The 16,320-nt window shown below is 33.5% G+C and carries 15 protein-coding genes and 4 pseudogenes; 6 read left to right on the forward strand and 13 right to left on the reverse strand.

From position 1 onward, the window contains the following. Nucleotides 1–2: 2 nt before the first annotated feature. From NBW37_RS03625 to NBW37_RS03650, 7 genes are all read right to left on the reverse strand, one after another. Nucleotides 3–829, reverse strand: a protein-coding gene (locus NBW37_RS03625) for an IS5 family transposase (protein WP_250295841.1) whose coding sequence is annotated in 2 segments (ribosomal slippage) — nucleotides 3–442 and nucleotides 442–829 — 828 coding nt in all. Because the reading frame shifts where the segments join, the coding sequence is not laid out codon by codon here. A gap of 30 nt (nucleotides 830–859) precedes the next feature. Beyond that, nucleotides 860–1,871 (reverse strand): IS630 family transposase gene (locus tag NBW37_RS03630; protein WP_250295836.1). Its coding sequence is split into 2 segments (ribosomal slippage): nucleotides 860–1,357 and nucleotides 1,359–1,871, totalling 1,011 coding nucleotides; the frame shifts between segments, so codons are not numbered across the junction. 108 nt (nucleotides 1,872–1,979) lie between these two features. After that, nucleotides 1,980–2,102, reverse strand: coding sequence for a hypothetical protein (locus NBW37_RS07620; protein ID WP_256466277.1), 123 nt, complete (start codon nucleotides 2,100–2,102; stop codon nucleotides 1,980–1,982). 248 nt (nucleotides 2,103–2,350) lie between these two features. Next, on the reverse strand, nucleotides 2,351–2,575 hold the full coding sequence (locus NBW37_RS03635; RefSeq protein ID WP_250296950.1) for a gpW family protein: 225 nt from the start codon (nucleotides 2,573–2,575) through the stop codon (nucleotides 2,351–2,353). 165 nt (nucleotides 2,576–2,740) lie between these two features. After that, nucleotides 2,741–3,571 carry an AAA family ATPase gene (locus NBW37_RS03640; RefSeq protein ID WP_250296951.1) on the reverse strand — a complete coding sequence of 277 codons (831 nt, stop codon included), beginning with the start codon at nucleotides 3,569–3,571 and terminating at the stop codon, nucleotides 2,741–2,743. A 184-nt stretch (nucleotides 3,572–3,755) separates the two neighbouring features. Further along, nucleotides 3,756–4,767, reverse strand: a protein-coding gene (locus NBW37_RS03645) for an IS630 family transposase (protein ID WP_250295836.1) whose coding sequence is annotated in 2 segments (ribosomal slippage) — nucleotides 3,756–4,253 and nucleotides 4,255–4,767 — 1,011 coding nt in all. Because the reading frame shifts where the segments join, the coding sequence is not laid out codon by codon here. Between the two features lie 61 nt (nucleotides 4,768–4,828). Further along, nucleotides 4,829–5,344, reverse strand: coding sequence for an ATP-binding protein (locus tag NBW37_RS03650; RefSeq protein WP_250296952.1), 516 nt, complete (start codon nucleotides 5,342–5,344; stop codon nucleotides 4,829–4,831). A gap of 486 nt (nucleotides 5,345–5,830) precedes the next feature. Between NBW37_RS03650 and NBW37_RS03655 the strand changes: the two are divergent. Then, nucleotides 5,831–7,033 (forward strand): annotated as a pseudogene (locus tag NBW37_RS03655) (IS4 family transposase). 101 nt (nucleotides 7,034–7,134) lie between these two features. Here the strand turns inward: NBW37_RS03655 and argB are convergent. Both argB and yihA read right to left on the reverse strand, forming a co-directional pair. Then, a complete protein-coding gene (gene argB / locus NBW37_RS03660) occupies nucleotides 7,135–8,046 on the reverse strand; it encodes an acetylglutamate kinase (protein ID WP_370273164.1) in 912 nt (303 codons plus the stop codon). A gap of 4 nt (nucleotides 8,047–8,050) precedes the next feature. After that, nucleotides 8,051–8,644, reverse strand: a complete 594-nt coding sequence (gene yihA, locus NBW37_RS03665; protein WP_250296954.1) for a ribosome biogenesis GTP-binding protein YihA/YsxC — start codon at nucleotides 8,642–8,644, stop codon at nucleotides 8,051–8,053. Nucleotides 8,645–8,735: 91 nt separating this feature from the next. On the opposite strand from yihA, the gene prfA reads away from it, so the two are divergent. Then, entirely contained in the window at nucleotides 8,736–9,815 is a 1,080-nt protein-coding gene (prfA, locus tag NBW37_RS03670) for a peptide chain release factor 1 (RefSeq protein WP_250296955.1), read from the forward strand. 27 nt (nucleotides 9,816–9,842) lie between these two features. Here the strand turns inward: prfA and NBW37_RS03675 are convergent, their stop codons facing one another. Continuing rightward, complete coding sequence (locus NBW37_RS03675; protein WP_250296956.1) at nucleotides 9,843–11,006, reverse strand: multidrug effflux MFS transporter; 1,164 nt, start codon at nucleotides 11,004–11,006, stop codon at nucleotides 9,843–9,845. A 16-nt stretch (nucleotides 11,007–11,022) separates the two neighbouring features. On the opposite strand from NBW37_RS03675, the pseudogene NBW37_RS03680 reads away from it, so the two are divergent. Further along, nucleotides 11,023–11,235 (forward strand): annotated as a pseudogene (locus NBW37_RS03680) (N-acetyltransferase); the annotation flags it as partial. A 16-nt stretch (nucleotides 11,236–11,251) separates the two neighbouring features. On the opposite strand, the gene NBW37_RS03685 reads toward NBW37_RS03680, so the two are convergent. After that, a protein-coding gene (locus NBW37_RS03685; protein WP_250295841.1) for an IS5 family transposase occupies nucleotides 11,252–12,078 on the reverse strand; the annotation gives its coding sequence in 2 pieces (ribosomal slippage) (nucleotides 11,252–11,691 and nucleotides 11,691–12,078; 828 coding nt in all). Between the two features lie 51 nt (nucleotides 12,079–12,129). On the opposite strand from NBW37_RS03685, the pseudogene NBW37_RS03690 reads away from it, so the two are divergent. From NBW37_RS03690 to NBW37_RS03700, 3 genes and pseudogenes are all read left to right on the forward strand, one after another. Then, a pseudogene (locus NBW37_RS03690) lies at nucleotides 12,130–12,477 on the forward strand (GNAT family N-acetyltransferase); the annotation flags it as partial. 262 nt (nucleotides 12,478–12,739) lie between these two features. After that, on the forward strand, nucleotides 12,740–13,669 hold the full coding sequence (locus NBW37_RS03695) for an AEC family transporter (RefSeq protein ID WP_250296958.1): 930 nt from the start codon (nucleotides 12,740–12,742) through the stop codon (nucleotides 13,667–13,669). Nucleotides 13,670–13,896: 227 nt separating this feature from the next. Beyond that, complete coding sequence (locus tag NBW37_RS03700; RefSeq protein WP_250296959.1) at nucleotides 13,897–14,796, forward strand: Rpn family recombination-promoting nuclease/putative transposase; 900 nt, start codon at nucleotides 13,897–13,899, stop codon at nucleotides 14,794–14,796. Here the strand turns inward: NBW37_RS03700 and mutL are convergent. Both mutL and tnpA read right to left on the reverse strand, forming a co-directional pair. Further along, nucleotides 14,783–15,705, reverse strand: a pseudogene (mutL, locus tag NBW37_RS03705) (DNA mismatch repair endonuclease MutL); the annotation flags it as partial. The gene NBW37_RS03700 and the pseudogene mutL overlap by 14 nt on opposite strands. 54 nt (nucleotides 15,706–15,759) lie before the next feature. Further along, nucleotides 15,760–16,194, reverse strand: coding sequence for an IS200/IS605 family transposase (tnpA, locus tag NBW37_RS03710; protein WP_250296960.1), 435 nt, complete (start codon nucleotides 16,192–16,194; stop codon nucleotides 15,760–15,762). Nucleotides 16,195–16,320: the final 126 nt, after the last annotated feature.

Below are 16,320 nucleotides of genomic sequence, written 5' to 3' on the forward strand. Positions count from 1 at the left end.
ATTCATGAAAGGAGCTCTCTATTGTGAATAGAGGCAATCAAATTAAATCTTAAGCCAAAACGTTTTCGTCGATTTCTATATCTGTCAGAAATGATTTTAAACCTTTTCAATAAGCCGATTACGTTTTCAACTACCACTCTTCGTATAGAGAGAGATCTATTTTCTGCTTTTTTCTCCTTTGATAAAGGATTCTTTTTTGATCTTCTATGTGGTAATTCAACATTTTTATGTATCTTTTGCATTCCTCTGTAACCAGAATCAGCTAGGATCTTAGTTTGCGGTAATATTGCTATCTTTGATTCTCTAAACATCCGAAAATCATGTTTTCTACCATTGGAGAAAGATGTACATACGACCTTTTTACTCTTCTTCTCTGTTACTATTTGTGTTTTTATAGTATGCCTTTTTTTCTTTCCAGAGTAAAAGCGCTTTTGCTTTTTTTTGGCCTTTCTACTGCTGTTTCAGTTCCATCTATTACCAAAACTTCGTATTCTACATTACTATTTAATAGATCTTTTTTTCCTGGTAATGCAAAATCTGGATGTTTTATTAATGTGTCTTCTACCCACCTTATTATTTTAAAACAGTTGCTTTCACTCATGCCATAACTTTGTCCTATATGAAAATATGTACGATATTCTCTCATATATTCCAGTGCCATAAGTAATCTATCTTCTATACAAAGTTTGCTTTTTCTTCCACTTCTAGCTTTTTTCCTTTTATCCTCCTCATCTAGAATTTCTACCATTCTCTTAAATGTTGATTTTTTTACCCCCGTTAAACGTCGAAACTTTTCTCCTTCTAACTTTTCTATTTCCTTATATTTCATGCTTCCAAATACTTGATCTTATACCAACCCTCATAAATAACTAGACAAATAATTCACAGAGCAAATGGTTTTGATCGAACTTTCCGTAATATCTCGAATAAATTCAGATACAGCATTTTCAAGTAATTTAATAGAGTCATACATCTTGTTCTTTATTATATTTTCCTTTAAATGTTGCCAAAATCTTTCCACAGGATTGAGCTCAGGCGAGTACGGCGGCAAATAAATTATGGTGATATTTTCAGGAGTTTTTAAACCTTTAGACCTATGCCAACTTGCGCAATCCATGATAAGAAAAGCTTCTCTAGTCCCCAAATCTTTCGACATCTGCTCCAAAAATATGTTCATGCAATCTGTGTTTACATGTGGAGCAAGTAGGCTAATATCCTCTCCATTCCTGGGATTTACAGCGCTGTAAAGATAGAAGTTTTCTCTTCCGATTTTTACTTTAACTTGTGTTCTTGAGCCCTTTTTAAACCATCCATGTCCAACTTTTGAGTGCGTTCCAAATCTCGATTCATCGAAAAAAAACCTCCTTTTTCCGGTTCTTTTCCACAATTTCATTGAGATTTTTTTTGAACTCCTCTTGTTTGTTTTTGTCTTGTTTATAATGTGCTGGACGAGGTGTGATATATGTAAATCCTAGCTTCTTCATAAGCCTTCTCGCCGTTGACTCACTTACTTTGATAGCTAACATTCCTTCAACTATACCTTGCAATTTTTTAGCAGTCAGATTTGCCCCATCTTCTTCTATTACCTCTCTTATTTTTTCCTTCTTCTCCTCGTTCAGTTTTGGTTTAGGTCCTCGCCCTGGCTGTATTGCAAACCCAATAACACCTTTTTCTTTAAATCTTGCAATCCATTTCATTAATGTCGTTCTCGTAATTCTATATATTTTAGCAACTTTTGAGATACCATACTCCTTTGCTGATATTATTGCTTGTAACCTTCTTCCTATCTCTCCTCTTATTCCATATTTTTTTAATTCTAACTTGCATTGATTATATAGTTCTTCTCCTATTGCTTTACTTTTTCCTGCCATAAACTACATATTTATTCTTTCTAGCCTCAATTATTTGTAGTTTTTACTATTTGTCTATCTATTAGTGGAGATTGGTATTACTCTCTCTCCCTCAATTTTGAAAGAAGTCTAATGATAGAGTAGTAATAGATCTTTATTTACTGTTCTTGCTGCTTTATAACGACTAGTAGCAATCTGTTCTTTCAGCTGCTCTAAAAATTCTGTATATTCTTTTGCTATAATTTTTGTCATAGAGTTTCTTTCAACGATTTTTATCATTATATGATCCCTTTACTCGTTGAAAACACTATCTTTCTTTTTGCTACGTTTTTCAACTCAGCTTTTATTCGTTGTCTTAAGTTTAGTAAGTCATTTATCTGAACTTCTCCATACCGAACTCCTATGATTGTTGTCCAATAAAAAGTTCAAAATTTGTAAAATCTCTTGCTGGTTTAACTACTACTGTTACTCCAAGAATTTCGGTTATAAATATAAAAACGTTATATAATCCCTTTGTTAGTAGAAAAAACTATTCTCCTTTTAGGTAACATACCTACAACCCTAAGTTCAGATTTAATACGTTGTCTTAGATTCAATAGATCATTTATCTGAACTTCAGCATATCTCACAACATGGTCACCATACGCAATCGATACAACTCTTTCTCCCTGTTGCAACTTTTGTATTGCTTGCTCAACTTGAATTAAATAATCATTATCGTACATTTTGTTATCCTCATGCTTCTTACAATGTTTTAAAGAATTGTGTTGCAGTAGAGAGATTGTTTTGACTCCATCCCCTTTTTGTAAAGCTAAAGATACTAATGTTAGCACACTCTATGAATTTAAGAATAACTGTAGAAACTACCATTTTTTAAGTCAGAAAAACCATTACTTACAATTCAATAATTTTCCAAAATCAATTATGTGTGAAAAGTAACCGCTATCCATAACATCATCACTTACATCATTAACGTGGATAAGGACTGGACGACATGAAAAGCCTTTTGGACGATTTAGTGCATCTATTTTCTTTTGTACCTCTTGTATTATTGAATGACCAATTTTATCTTTTGAAAATTTGATTTCGCAAATGTAGAGAGTGTTAAACTTCGTTTGAATCATATAATCAATTTGACAACCTGCACTATTACGCGTTCTTTTCTGAAAAAATGGATTCTCGCTTATTATTCCATCAATTCCTAAGATATTATGTATACTCTTTCTATTGTTCAGCACCAAATTTTCAAATTGAAGCCCAATAATTGTATACCACTCTGGTAAGAACCCTATATAATAGGTGTCACGACTAATTTTTCCTAGATCTTTTTCGATATATTTTAGATAAAACCTTAAATAATTATCTTGAAGTCTGTACCTCCTGAGTCGTGAATCAGTACCCGTTTTTATACTCCAAGTATGATCCTTTGCAATAAAACCAGCAAGCTCAAGTTCATATAGATACTCAGAAATGCGTCCATGTCTTACGATATTTAAAGTAGCACAAATTTCTTCTTGTTCTTTAGCTCCAGTAGAAAGAGCTCTGACTATTTGCTTATAAAAAGCCGTTTTTCGCATGAATAAATCTGAGAATATTTGATTAAATTCTTCAACTAAAAACCCACCTTTTGTAAAACAAAGCTTTTTAATATTTTCTTCAGCGCTATGTTTAAAATTTACCTCCTCTAAATACTTTGGAATTCCGCCAGTTACTGCAAGCACCTTAAACTTTTCATATGCTGAAATGTTTTTTGGCCAAAATTCATTGCAATCAGAAAGCGATAATTCTCCGAGTGTTAAAGTTAACGATATTCTTCCTACGAAGCCAGTACTACTAAGTATATTTTTCTCGATCCAGGATGAAGCTGATCCACAAACAACGAAAATTAGCTTGTTATACCAACCCTCATAAATAACTAGACAAATAATTCACAGAGCAAATGGTTTTGATCGAACTTTCCGTAATATCTCGAATAAATTCAGATACAGCATTTTCAAGTAATTTAATAGAGTCATACATCTTGTTCTTTATTATATTTTCCTTTAAATGTTGCCAAAATCTTTCCACAGGATTGAGCTCAGGCGAGTACGGCGGCAAATAAATTATGGTGATATTTTCAGGAGTTTTTAAACCTTTAGACCTATGCCAACTTGCGCAATCCATGATAAGAAAAGCTTCTCTAGTCCCCAAATCTTTCGACATCTGCTCCAAAAATATGTTCATGCAATCTGTGTTTACATGTGGAGCAAGTAGGCTAATATCCTCTCCATTCCTGGGATTTACAGCGCTGTAAAGATAGAAGTTTTCTCTTCCGATTTTTACTTTAACTTGTGTTCTTGAGCCCTTTTTAAACCATCCATGTCCAACTTTTGAGTGCGTTCCAAATCTCGATTCATCGAAAAAAAACCTCCTTTTTCCGGTTCTTTTCCACAATTTCATTGAGATTTTTTTTGAACTCCTCTTGTTTGTTTTTGTCTTGTTTATAATGTGCTGGACGAGGTGTGATATATGTAAATCCTAGCTTCTTCATAAGCCTTCTCGCCGTTGACTCACTTACTTTGATAGCTAACATTCCTTCAACTATACCTTGCAATTTTTTAGCAGTCAGATTTGCCCCATCTTCTTCTATTACCTCTCTTATTTTTTCCTTCTTCTCCTCGTTCAGTTTTGGTTTAGGTCCTCGCCCTGGCTGTATTGCAAACCCAATAACACCTTTTTCTTTAAATCTTGCAATCCATTTCATTAATGTCGTTCTCGTAATTCTATATATTTTAGCAACTTTTGAGATACCATACTCCTTTGCTGATATTATTGCTTGTAACCTTCTTCCTATCTCTCCTCTTATTCCATATTTTTTTAATTCTAACTTGCATTGATTATATAGTTCTTCTCCTATTGCTTTACTTTTTCCTGCCATAAACTACATATTTATTCTTTCTAGCCTCAATTATTTGTAGTTTTTACTATTTGTCTATCTATTAGTGGAGATTGGTATTATTATTTTTTAGCTGCGTATCCCAAAAATTTTTTATTTTGCCTAAAAAGGTTGGATCTTTTGAGCCCATCCAAGAAATTTCATCAAACAGCAATAATGTTTTTCCTGATAGTAGACGTTCACCAACTGCCCATAGTAAATCGCTCCAGTCATCATACCTAGCAAAAGATGTATTAAATTGTCTAGCAACTTGTCTAGAAAATTCATTAAGTTGATGGGATATTGTAGTGTGCTTTTCTGGTGGCAAGCCTATAAATGAGTAATATTGCTCGAAATGCTTACCAAACTCTTGAATTAAACGACTTTTTCCTATACGACGCCTTCCTTTGACTACTACAAAAGATGCAGTATTTTTTTCTGTAAGCTCCAGTAGTTGTTCTAACTCAGTTTGCCTACCAATAAATGATGGAGACATAAAATACGAAATATAAATCTTTGTCTCCATTATACGTGATAAAATTAGAGACGTAAATAAATAAATTTCGATCTTTGTCTCCATCTTGAACTATTGAGAGGGTTTTGTAGCTTATGTTTATGGCAGCAATTTCAAACTTTTTTTCTTTAACTTCACCTACAATTTGTTTATAGAGATTATCTAAAATATTTCCTTAAGAGTTTTAGATAAAAGTCGTTGTATCTCAATAAGACCTCCAAAACCAGCTATTGTGATATATGTTCACCGAAATTACAAAAACTGTTCACTTTTTTGAAAAAATATTTTACAATGAATAAAAAACCTGATAAACTAAAATAAGGTTTTTTTTATAACAAGTAAAAGTTTGAAGTAAAAAATAATTTAGAAATGCCTCGTAATCGTATCCGTTCAGACAATGGCGTCAACTTAAGGAAAAATATCAGCGATAGTGTATAAAATTTCTCTCTGAAATTTTTACCATTAAATTACCCAAAAGCTGCAATAAACAGCACTTTTGTTTCTGTTCTATTTCAACAAAGAAGTTTAAAATATGTCCTTTTTAGGTGAAACATGCAAAAAGGAAAAAAACTTATTCTACAAATTAAAAATATAATATACTCGAAAACTTTTCAGAAAATCCATTGTGTTGAGTTTCACACGAACAAGAAAACTTTCTTTTTCGACAGTATTTTCTATAAGTTAATTAAGAAAAGTTTAGGAATAGAATGTGAGCTCATTGACTTGTAAAATTCCACCCTCAAAGCAAGCTTTTTCTAGAGCAAGATATAAATACAGGTTTTAAGGAATTATTGGAGCTAAGCATCCAAACAGCCTATCAAGATGAACCTGAATATGGAACCTGGAGAGGTTATAGACTTATTGCAGCAGATGGTTCTGCTATGAGATTGCCCAGTTCTGAAGAAATTATATCCGAATTTGACCGTTTTAAACCAAATGGAACAACAAGCACAATGCCACCGTTGGCAATTTGTTTATTGATTTATGTACTTCACTGATTTGCAGTGCTCGTCTTGCAGCTTGGAATGTAGGCGAGCAAACGCTGGCAGAGACCCGAAGTCGTTACTCAAATGCGTTCATTAAATCAAGAGAGACTATTATTTATCTATGATCGTGTTCAGTAAAATTCATTCAGCAGCATTATGATTTGAAAGTAGACTTTATTTTTCGCTTGCAAAAAGGAAATTATAGTAAGCTATGGGAACGAATCTCATCTGGCGAACTAGATTTTGATTTTATACTAGAAAATAAAAAGCTAAAAAATAAAATAAAAGGACAAAAAGTAAGGGTTATAGTGCTTACATTAGCCAATGGAGAAACAGAAGTATTGGTTACCTCACTTTTTGACCGAGAAAAATTTACTTTGGAAGATATCAGCAAAGCTTATGTATTAAGGTGGCACATAGAGGAGTGCTATAAACGACTCAAAATAGGTGCAGAATTAGAGAATTTTTCTGGAGTAAATTTAGAGACAAGAATTTTGGGCGAACTTAGTTATGTGTAATATACTGTCGCTTCATATGTGTGATGCACAAGGGCCTTGGAACCCAGATCAAATTACTGAGTATCGTTTAAATTTTTCAGTTTTATTTGGTGTAATGAGACAGAAACTCTATCAAGTGCTTGTCGCGCCAAAAGATTTTCAAGCCCTTTTTAAGTATACGTGCTAAAGTTAAAATACGGCCAGGGCGATTGTATAGCCGCAATAAAGTCGAGAAGCCTAAACGCCATCATGTTTTCAGGAGGGTTTGCTAATGAAGGCTCTTAAGTTGACGCCATTGCCTGAACAGATACAAACCAGTGTCAGCTACTTGGATGACACCCTCTTGCTATTCGTACAGTTGTAAGCAGTATAGCTATAAATCACTCACAATTGATATGCTTGAATTATTTTCAGTAAATAAATCAAGCATAATGTTAGGTATTCTACCATCAACTATGTGAACAACTCCAGCACATTCCTCCGTCATTTTAACGTATGCCATAAGCCTTTCAATAAATTTTTCCCCTTTAATTTTCCCACAATCAATCGATGCATTTAAATTTTTAACAGATATCTTCCTGCTACCAATTTTATCTATTTCTTCATCTGTGTCACTCAAGATTATCATTTTAGATGCAGAAACTGCAATTGCAATTGCGCTTGCAGTGCTATCGGCATCGATATGATATGTTTCCCCATCTTTTCCATGACCAATTGGTGCAATAACTGGTATAAAATCTGATTCTTCAATAAAAAATAATATATCAGGATTGATTTCAGTGGGTCTACCGATGAACCCCATGTCTAATATCTTTTCGATATTATTTGATCTATCTTCTCTAAGCGTAGCGGTTATTTTTTCGGCTTTAATTAAGTTACCATCTTTTCCACATAATCCAATAGCTGAACCACCAGCAGAATTTATATGCTGAACAATTTTTTTATTAACTGAACCACACAGTGCCATTTCAATGATTTTCATAGTGTCTTTGTCTGTAAGTCTGATACCATTCACAAACTTACTGTCCATACCCAGCATTTTTAACACCGAGTTAATTTCATATTCTCCGTCATGAATTATTACCGGATTTATACCAAGCTGCTTCAACAAGACAACATTATACACAAAAGTATTAAATAGTGTTTCATTTAAAATTATTGTACCACCGCATTTAATGACAAAAGTCTCGCCTACAAAGCTAGGTATGTTAGATAGCACTTCAAGTAATATTTCTGCTTTTTGTTCAAATGATACCTCACCCTTTAAAAATTCACTACTCTTCATTTTTTTATCTTGTAAACTTGAAAAACTCATCTCTTACCTTGGTTATTTTATGCTTAATACGGATGCTCATTTGATGAATTGACACATTCTCATTATTAATCCATTTTTGAATATCTTCTATAACAGCACCTAAACTTTTTTGACTTACTTTATCTATTTTTGTTAGCACAACGTTAAAGTTAATGTTATTATATATTAACCAATAAATGAAGTCTTTGTCTATTTCTTTTAATCCTACCTTGCTATCTATCAACACAAACACTCTTCTTAGATTTCTTCTTTGAATTAGATAATACTCAATTAAGTTTAAATATTGTATAATTTCCTCCTTACCTGCATGAGAGTAGCCATACCCTGGTAGGTCAACAAGTCTGAACTTATCATTGTACATAGAATAAAAATTTATTTGTCTAGTGCATCCAGGTTTAGAGGAAACTCTGGCAGCTTTTTTGCTGTTTATCAGTAAGTTGATCAGACTGGATTTTCCTACATTTGATCTACCAGCAAACGCAATCTCTGGAGCCAACTCATCTGGTAATGATTTTTTGTCTGAAGCCCCAAATATGAAATTGCAGCTTGATGTTATCTGTCTTGCCATTATATTCAAGTAGAAGGTATATTATAGTGTTATTGCTTGATATAAGAAAATTTTTATTTCAGTATATATTACTTAGCTAGATCTGTGCTATATGAATATAGAGAATAATTTACAAGACTTAAAGAAAAAATTTAATGATATAGAGAGGAATTTGGAAAATCCTACCAATTTAAGTCAAAAAGAATTCATTAACCTTTCAAAGGAATACTCTGAGCTCAGGCCAATAATCAAGATAATTGATGAATATAACACGCTGAAAGAGGAAATTTCAGACTTAGAAGAAATCATGAAAGATGAAAACAGTGAAGGTGATATAAAAGAGTTAGCAAAAGAAGAATTTTTCGAAAAGCACAAGGTATTATTACCAAAAATAAAAGCAAAACTAAAGTTAGCATTATTGCCCAAAGATGAAGATGATTCAAGAAATGCAATATTAGAAATCAGAGCAGGTACAGGAGGAGAAGAAGCAGCATTATTTGCAGCGATATTGTTCCGTATGTACCAAAAATATGCAGAAAGAAGAAATTGGAAGTTCGAGCCAATAAGCATTTCTAATACAGGTATAGGTGGCTATAAGGAAGCTTCTGCACTCATTAATGGAACAGAAGTTTTTGCAAGGTTGAAATTTGAGTCAGGAGTGCACAGAGTACAACGAGTGCCAGAAACTGAATCCTCAGGAAGGCTACATACCTCAGCAGCCACTGTTGCAATATTACCTGAAGTTGAGGAGGTTGACTTTAAAATAGAAGAGAAAGACTTACGAATAGATGTTTATAGATCCAGTGGTCCTGGAGGGCAATCAGTGAATACAACTGACAGTGCAGTAAGAGTCACCCACTTGCCAACAGGAATAGTTGTGATACAGCAAGACGAAAAATCGCAGCACAAAAATAAAGCTAAAGCGCTTAAAGTATTGAGGGCAAGGCTATACGAAATTGAAAGACAAAAAAAAGAAATGGAAAGGTCAACAATGAGGAAAAGCCAAATTGGCTCTGGTGATCGTTCCGAGCGCATAAGAACATATAATTTTCCACAATCAAGAATCACAGACCACAGAATTAATCTAACTTCACATCGGTTAGAGCAGATTATAAAAGAAGGCGAACTAGATGAATTTATTGAGGCATTAATTTCACGTAATGAAGCAGAAAGATTGGCAGGGGAAAGTTAGCGGCCTACAATGGAATATCTTTATTAATTACATAGGATCTTTTAAACGCAATAAATATGCAGTAAAAATAAATTCTAGTACCATTGCAGAAAAAACAAGAATAGCTGCACTGATTGCTTGACCATTGTAAACATAGCTTGTTAAGCCGATAAAGACAGCCATGATAAAAGACCTGATGAATGCAACTGCAGAAGAAGCTGTGCCTTTAATTTCAGGGAAAACATTTATTGATGCATTAAAAATCGCTGGCTGGCAAATTGCACAACCGATAGAAAAAATAATCATAGACAGTGTTACTAAGTAGAAAGAGTGGGGTACAATTATACTGAATATTACAAGCAACAGAGATCCAATAGCACCCACGCTCGTACCAGAAATTACACACTTTATTGCTCCAAGTTTCTGCAAGATTTTGCCAGCAAATAGACTGATGAGTGAGAAGCACCCAACTATTGCACCTTGATGTAGTGCATAAATAGTGCTAGATAAACCAAAAGTTTCCATATACAGAAAAGGTCCACAAGTGATGAATGACATATAAGCAGCAGAAAGGAAGCTTGACAGCAAAGACAGCGCCACAAATCTTGAACTCGACAATAATTTTCTGTAATCTTTCATCATTTTTTTCAAACTGAAAATATCGCGGTCCTTTTTTGTTTCTGGTAACAGAAAAAGCAGCAAAACCCAAGAGATTAAACAAAGTATTGCAACAGTTGCATAATTACCACGCCACCCTACAGCTTCGTTAATGAAACTGCCTAACACTGGCGCAATTGCCATGACAACTGTAAGAACAGAATTCATGATTCCAATAAATTTTACCGCTTCTTCGCCTTTGTAGCTGTCTGCAACGATTGCAAACACAACTACAGATGTGCTGGCACCAATGCCCTGAACAAAGCGAGAGATTAAAAGCCAAAAAATCGACGGTGCAAAAACACAACCAACAGCGCCGACGAGTAGCAAAGTGTTACCTATGATCATAATCCTTCTTCTGCCATAGCATTCAGACAATGGACCAAAAAATAACCCTCCCATGCACAAGCCTAGGAAATTATAAGCGATAGTTAATTGAATTGTTCCTTCCGGTACGTTAAAATAGCGCACCATATCAGGAAAACTAGGTACGGAAATGTCAATTTCAATGAACTTGGCAATTAGAGACAGGATTAACAGAAATGGTAGTAACATTTGAGATTTTCAATTAATGAATAAAAATATCACATTTAAAGCGTTGAAAGAAGAACATTTTTTACTGTTATTAAAATGGTTAGAAACACCTCACGTAAAGCTATGGTGGGATGCGGATATAAATTGGACACCAGAGTTAATTGAGAAAAAATATAGCAATTATGTCAAAGGATTCAAACGTTTAAAACTTAAGACACAAATTATTGAAAAACCAATGCATGCATTCATTAGACTTCTTTCAAAATTCATGAAAGGAGCTCTCTATTGTGAATAGAGGCAATCAAATTAAATCTTAAGCCAAAACGTTTTCGTCGATTTCTATATCTGTCAGAAATGATTTTAAACCTTTTCAATAAGCCGATTACGTTTTCAACTACCACTCTTCGTATAGAGAGAGATCTATTTTCTGCTTTTTTCTCCTTTGATAAAGGATTCTTTTTTGATCTTCTATGTGGTAATTCAACATTTTTATGTATCTTTTGCATTCCTCTGTAACCAGAATCAGCTAGGATCTTAGTTTGCGGTAATATTGCTATCTTTGATTCTCTAAACATCCGAAAATCATGTTTTCTACCATTGGAGAAAGATGTACATACGACCTTTTTACTCTTCTTCTCTGTTACTATTTGTGTTTTTATAGTATGCCTTTTTTTCTTTCCAGAGTAAAAGCGCTTTTGCTTTTTTTTGGCCTTTCTACTGCTGTTTCAGTTCCATCTATTACCAAAACTTCGTATTCTACATTACTATTTAATAGATCTTTTTTTCCTGGTAATGCAAAATCTGGATGTTTTATTAATGTGTCTTCTACCCACCTTATTATTTTAAAACAGTTGCTTTCACTCATGCCATAACTTTGTCCTATATGAAAATATGTACGATATTCTCTCATATATTCCAGTGCCATAAGTAATCTATCTTCTATACAAAGTTTGCTTTTTCTTCCACTTCTAGCTTTTTTCCTTTTATCCTCCTCATCTAGAATTTCTACCATTCTCTTAAATGTTGATTTTTTTACCCCCGTTAAACGTCGAAACTTTTCTCCTTCTAACTTTTCTATTTCCTTATATTTCATGCTTCCAAATACTTGATCTTACTCTCTCTCCCTCAATTTTGAAAGAAGTCTATTATTAATTGTGACGGAGTTGATATTGGTTATATTCAATACTATAACAAACATGATTTTCCACCTGAGCAGGGCTACGATACTTCTGAGCTTCCAGAAAGCTGTGCTGCTATAGACTGGTATATCGGGGAGCTGGATTATGTGGGCAAAGGCATTGGTCCACAAGCTTTGAATATATTTTTAAACGAATTTGTCTTTAAAGTTTCTGAAAATGCTTTTGTTGACCCAGATACAGCAAATGTTCGTGCAATCCGTGTTTACGAAAAAGTTGGATTTAAAAAAATTAGGGAAAGCAATGGTACAATCTTAATGATCAAGGCAAGAATTCCTGAGAACCACTCAAGATGAGTGTTTTTTCAACAGTCCGTCTAAATTGCCACAAGCAGTTTAATTTTTATGTCATTATTCAAAAATATGCAAGAAGCTTTATAGAAACTTAACATAATTTTATCATAAAAATGTCATTCTTAAGTCCTATAATTTTGGCACTAAGTAAATCTTTTTTCATTAACTATGAGCTGGATAAATTGGAAAATAAATTTTGTTTACTTTTACAATACCTTAAGATCTAATATCACTTTATCAGTCAAAAGTATCACAATAGGCTAATATGTTCCTTACTCTTTTCCTAAAAATATTACCTATTTATATTACAATATTTATTGGTTATTTAGCAGGAAAATGTCTTAAAATTGATAGAAATACTATATCTCAAATACTCTTTTATATAGCTAATCCAATAGTGATTTTATATGGAGTCTCTCATACAGAAGTTAATTTAAAAGTAATTTCTCTGCCGATTTTGATATGGTTTATAGGTAGCACTATGTCCTTATCAGTGTATTATCTTTCTTCTTTTTTATTTAAGGATAACACGAGAAACATATTAGCATTTAGTTCGGGCAGCACAAGTATGGGTTATTTTGGCCTGCCGATTGCCATGGCTTTATTTGATGAAGATTCAGTATCTGTATATGTTGTTTGTTATATAGGAATGGCGCTATTTGAAAACAGCTTAGGATTTTACATAGCTGCAAATGGCATTTATACCGCAAAAGAATGCATATTAAAGTTGTTCAAACTTCCTTCGCTTTATGCGATGGTTCTGGGCTTCTTTTTAAGTATATACGATATACAAATACCTACTTTTTTAACAGATGTTATGATGAATATTAGAAGTACATTTGTTACACTAGGAATGGTGCTACTTGGAGTGAGCATTGCGAATATTACAAGCTTTAAAATAGATTGGAAGCTTGCTTTGATCACTATTACAGCAAAGTACGTATTCTGGCCACTGTTTGTTTTAGGAATTGTCCTTTTAGACAAGCATGTTATAGGTATATACGATGAGAGCATATATAAAGCACTGATGTTGCTGGCTATTATTCCAGTTTCTGGGTCCAGTATAATACTTGCTAATATTTTGAATTATCAACCAGATAAAGCTACTCTGTTGCTTCTAATTAGTACTGCAGTGGGACTATTTTATGTTCCACTAATAATATCATTATTTTTTACTAAACTTGTTCCTTTTTGATCAAGCGCTTGCACAACCATTATTTGGGTAACAACACAAGATATTGATAAAATTTGAATTTATAGCTAAAGCAACTTAGATTGTAACCAGACTGCATTCTGTGAAAAACACTATCTTTCATTTGAGCTTTCTTCAATTTAAAATAAATACAGAAACTAGCTATCTTCAAAAATATGGTTGAATAATTGTTAATAATAGTGTATAATTATTAATGTTTTCTAAGCATTATGGCTCTTTCAAAATTTCTCGATCCTCGGAATGATTTGTGTTTCAAAAAAATCTTTGGAACGGAAAAAAATAAAAATATTCTTATCCACTTTTTGAACGATATTTTAGGATTTGCTGAGGCAAGTGCAATACAAGAAGTAGAATTCTTAAGTACTATCATGGATCCCGAAATTGCCTCTGACAAACAAAGCATTGTTGATGTCCTTTGCAAGGATTCTATTGGTAATAGATTTGTGATTGAGATGCAACTGGCTCGTGATAAAGGTTTTGAGAAACGCGCTCAACTATATGCTGCTAAGGCTTACTCAAGACAATTAGATAAATCTGGCAACTACATTGATTTAAAGAAAGTCTTCTTTATTGCGATTTCCAATTGTAACTTACTTCCTGAAGAAGTTGGTTATATCTCTACTCATAATATACGTGATATAAAAACCAACGGCCATTACTTAAAAGATTTTCAATTTGTCTTTATTGAGTTACCTAAATTTACAAAAAGCAAAGTAGAACAGCTAGAAAGCATAGTAGATCGTTGGCTATTTTTCTTTAAATATGCTGAAGAAACGACAGACGAAGATCTAAAGAAAATTGCAGAAAAGGCACCAATAATAAAGCTAGCATATGATGAATTAGACAAGTTTCGTTGGAATGAAAAAGATTTAGTAGCTTACGAAGAAAGAATAATGGATCTACGGAAAGAAGAAGCCATTCTTGAGTACAGACTTGATCTTGCTACTGAAAAAGGTAAAAAAATTGGTAAAGAGGAAGGAAGAACTGAAGGGAAAATTGAAGGGAAAATTGAAGGGAAAATTGAAGGGAAAATTGAAGTTGCAAAAGCAATGCTGGCTAATAATGTTGATGTCAACACTATTGTCAAGTTTACTGGCCTTTTATTCTGAAATCTTACTTCTGATTTATTTGGATGCACATTTACATCTACTTGATCGTATGGTATCTCTAAGTGCAACACTGCAAAAGGATACCTCCCACTTAGAATAAAATCTTGATACGCATATCTAATTGCACCAATAAGTAGATTGTCTTTTATTGGCCTTCCATTAACAAATGTATAGATCTGAGTTGAATTGCCACGACTAATAGTTGGTTTACAGATGTGTCCCGTAAGTTTGATTCCTTCTTCTTCCTCTTTAACTTCCAGCGAATTGCTCTGAAATTCTTCTTCTGTTTCACATAGTCTGTTAAAGAATGAAGTTTGTTTAGCATATTTTAAGAGCTTTTTATTACCGGAAGTGAGAGTAAACCCAATACTATAATTAATCATCGCTAAGTTATTTACAATATCAACTATAGCTTGTGTTTCTGCCCTTTCGGTTTTTAGAAATTTTAGTCTATTTGGTGTCACAAAAAATAAGTCACGAACTTCAATATACGTACCTTCCAATAGAGAACAAGGGATAACCTCTCCTACTTTTTCTCCTCCTTCATAACTTATAGACCATGCTTCACTTGCTCCTCTTGCCTTAGACGATAGCTTCATTCTGCTTACTGCTGCAATTGAAGGCAAAGCTTCCCCTCTAAACCCAAAGTGCTTGATTTCTATTAACTCATTATCGCTTAATTTTGAAGTAGCATGGCGCATAAACGCAAGTTCTAAATCTTTTTTTTCTACTCCGTTACCATTATCTATCACAGTAATAAGATTACGCCCACCACTTTCTATTTTGATCTCTATTTCTAAACTTCCAGCATCTATTGCGTTTTCCACTAATTCCTTTTGCTGGCCTCTCTATTACCTCTCCTGCTGCTATACGGTTTATGGTTTTTGTGTCTAGAAGGATTATTGCCATAGAATCTTTGATTGAAACTCAACAACCATCACCTATAAGGTGATGGGTTAAAAATTAATCAATTTGAAATTGATCATTGTCGTGAACTGGTTCACCTTCCTGTATCGATATATATTCTTGTATCACCTCATCTGTAATAGTACCAGAACTGACAGCTAAATATCCACTTGCCCATAAATGCCTTCCCCAAAATTGCTTACGTAAACTTAAAAAATCTTGCATCAACAATCGAGAGCTTATTCCTTTTAAAAGTTGTACAATTTTACTAACGCTTTGCTGTGGCTTGTATGATATAAACATATGAATGTGATCAACTGCTATCTTACCAGAAATAATTTGAACTTCATTTTCCATAGCAACTTGCCTTAATATTTCTCTTGTTCTAGTTGCAGTTTGTCCTATCAAAATTCTTTTTCGATATTTGGGAACCCAGACTAGATGCACCTTCATATCATATTTAGAATGTGCATTATATCCATAACGTCGCATACGCGGCTATTATAACTTTTTGCTTTCCTCAAAGCAAGGGTTTTCAATCCACATCAGGGAACACTAAAGTTTTTCCACCTACAAGGTGGAGGCTTTTACCATTACTACGGACAGTAAAATATACCC

The organism is Wolbachia endosymbiont of Oedothorax gibbosus (assembly GCF_936270145.1).
In the GTDB taxonomy this organism is placed as follows: Bacteria; Pseudomonadota; Alphaproteobacteria; order Rickettsiales; family Anaplasmataceae; genus Wolbachia.

What these genes read in the sequence shown, in the direction of transcription:
- NBW37_RS07620 (WP_256466277.1), bottom strand. Translation starts at nt 2,102, where the DNA reads ATGACAAAAATTATAGCAAAAGAATATACAGAATTTTTAGAGCAGCTG.
- NBW37_RS03635 (WP_250296950.1), bottom strand. Translation starts at nt 2,575, where the DNA reads ATGTACGATAATGATTATTTAATTCAAGTTGAGCAAGCAATACAAAAG.
- NBW37_RS03650 (WP_250296952.1), bottom strand. Translation starts at nt 5,344, where the DNA reads ATGGAGACAAAGATCGAAATTTATTTATTTACGTCTCTAATTTTATCA.
- argB (WP_370273164.1), bottom strand. Translation starts at nt 8,046, where the DNA reads ATGAAGAGTAGTGAATTTTTAAAGGGTGAGGTATCATTTGAACAAAAA.
- yihA (WP_250296954.1), bottom strand. Translation starts at nt 8,644, where the DNA reads ATGGCAAGACAGATAACATCAAGCTGCAATTTCATATTTGGGGCTTCA.
- prfA (WP_250296955.1), top strand. Translation starts at nt 8,736, where the DNA reads ATGAATATAGAGAATAATTTACAAGACTTAAAGAAAAAATTTAATGAT.
- NBW37_RS03675 (WP_250296956.1), bottom strand. Translation starts at nt 11,006, where the DNA reads ATGTTACTACCATTTCTGTTAATCCTGTCTCTAATTGCCAAGTTCATT.
- NBW37_RS03695 (WP_250296958.1), top strand. Translation starts at nt 12,740, where the DNA reads ATGTTCCTTACTCTTTTCCTAAAAATATTACCTATTTATATTACAATA.
- NBW37_RS03700 (WP_250296959.1), top strand. Translation starts at nt 13,897, where the DNA reads ATGGCTCTTTCAAAATTTCTCGATCCTCGGAATGATTTGTGTTTCAAA.
- tnpA (WP_250296960.1), bottom strand. Translation starts at nt 16,194, where the DNA reads ATGCGACGTTATGGATATAATGCACATTCTAAATATGATATGAAGGTG.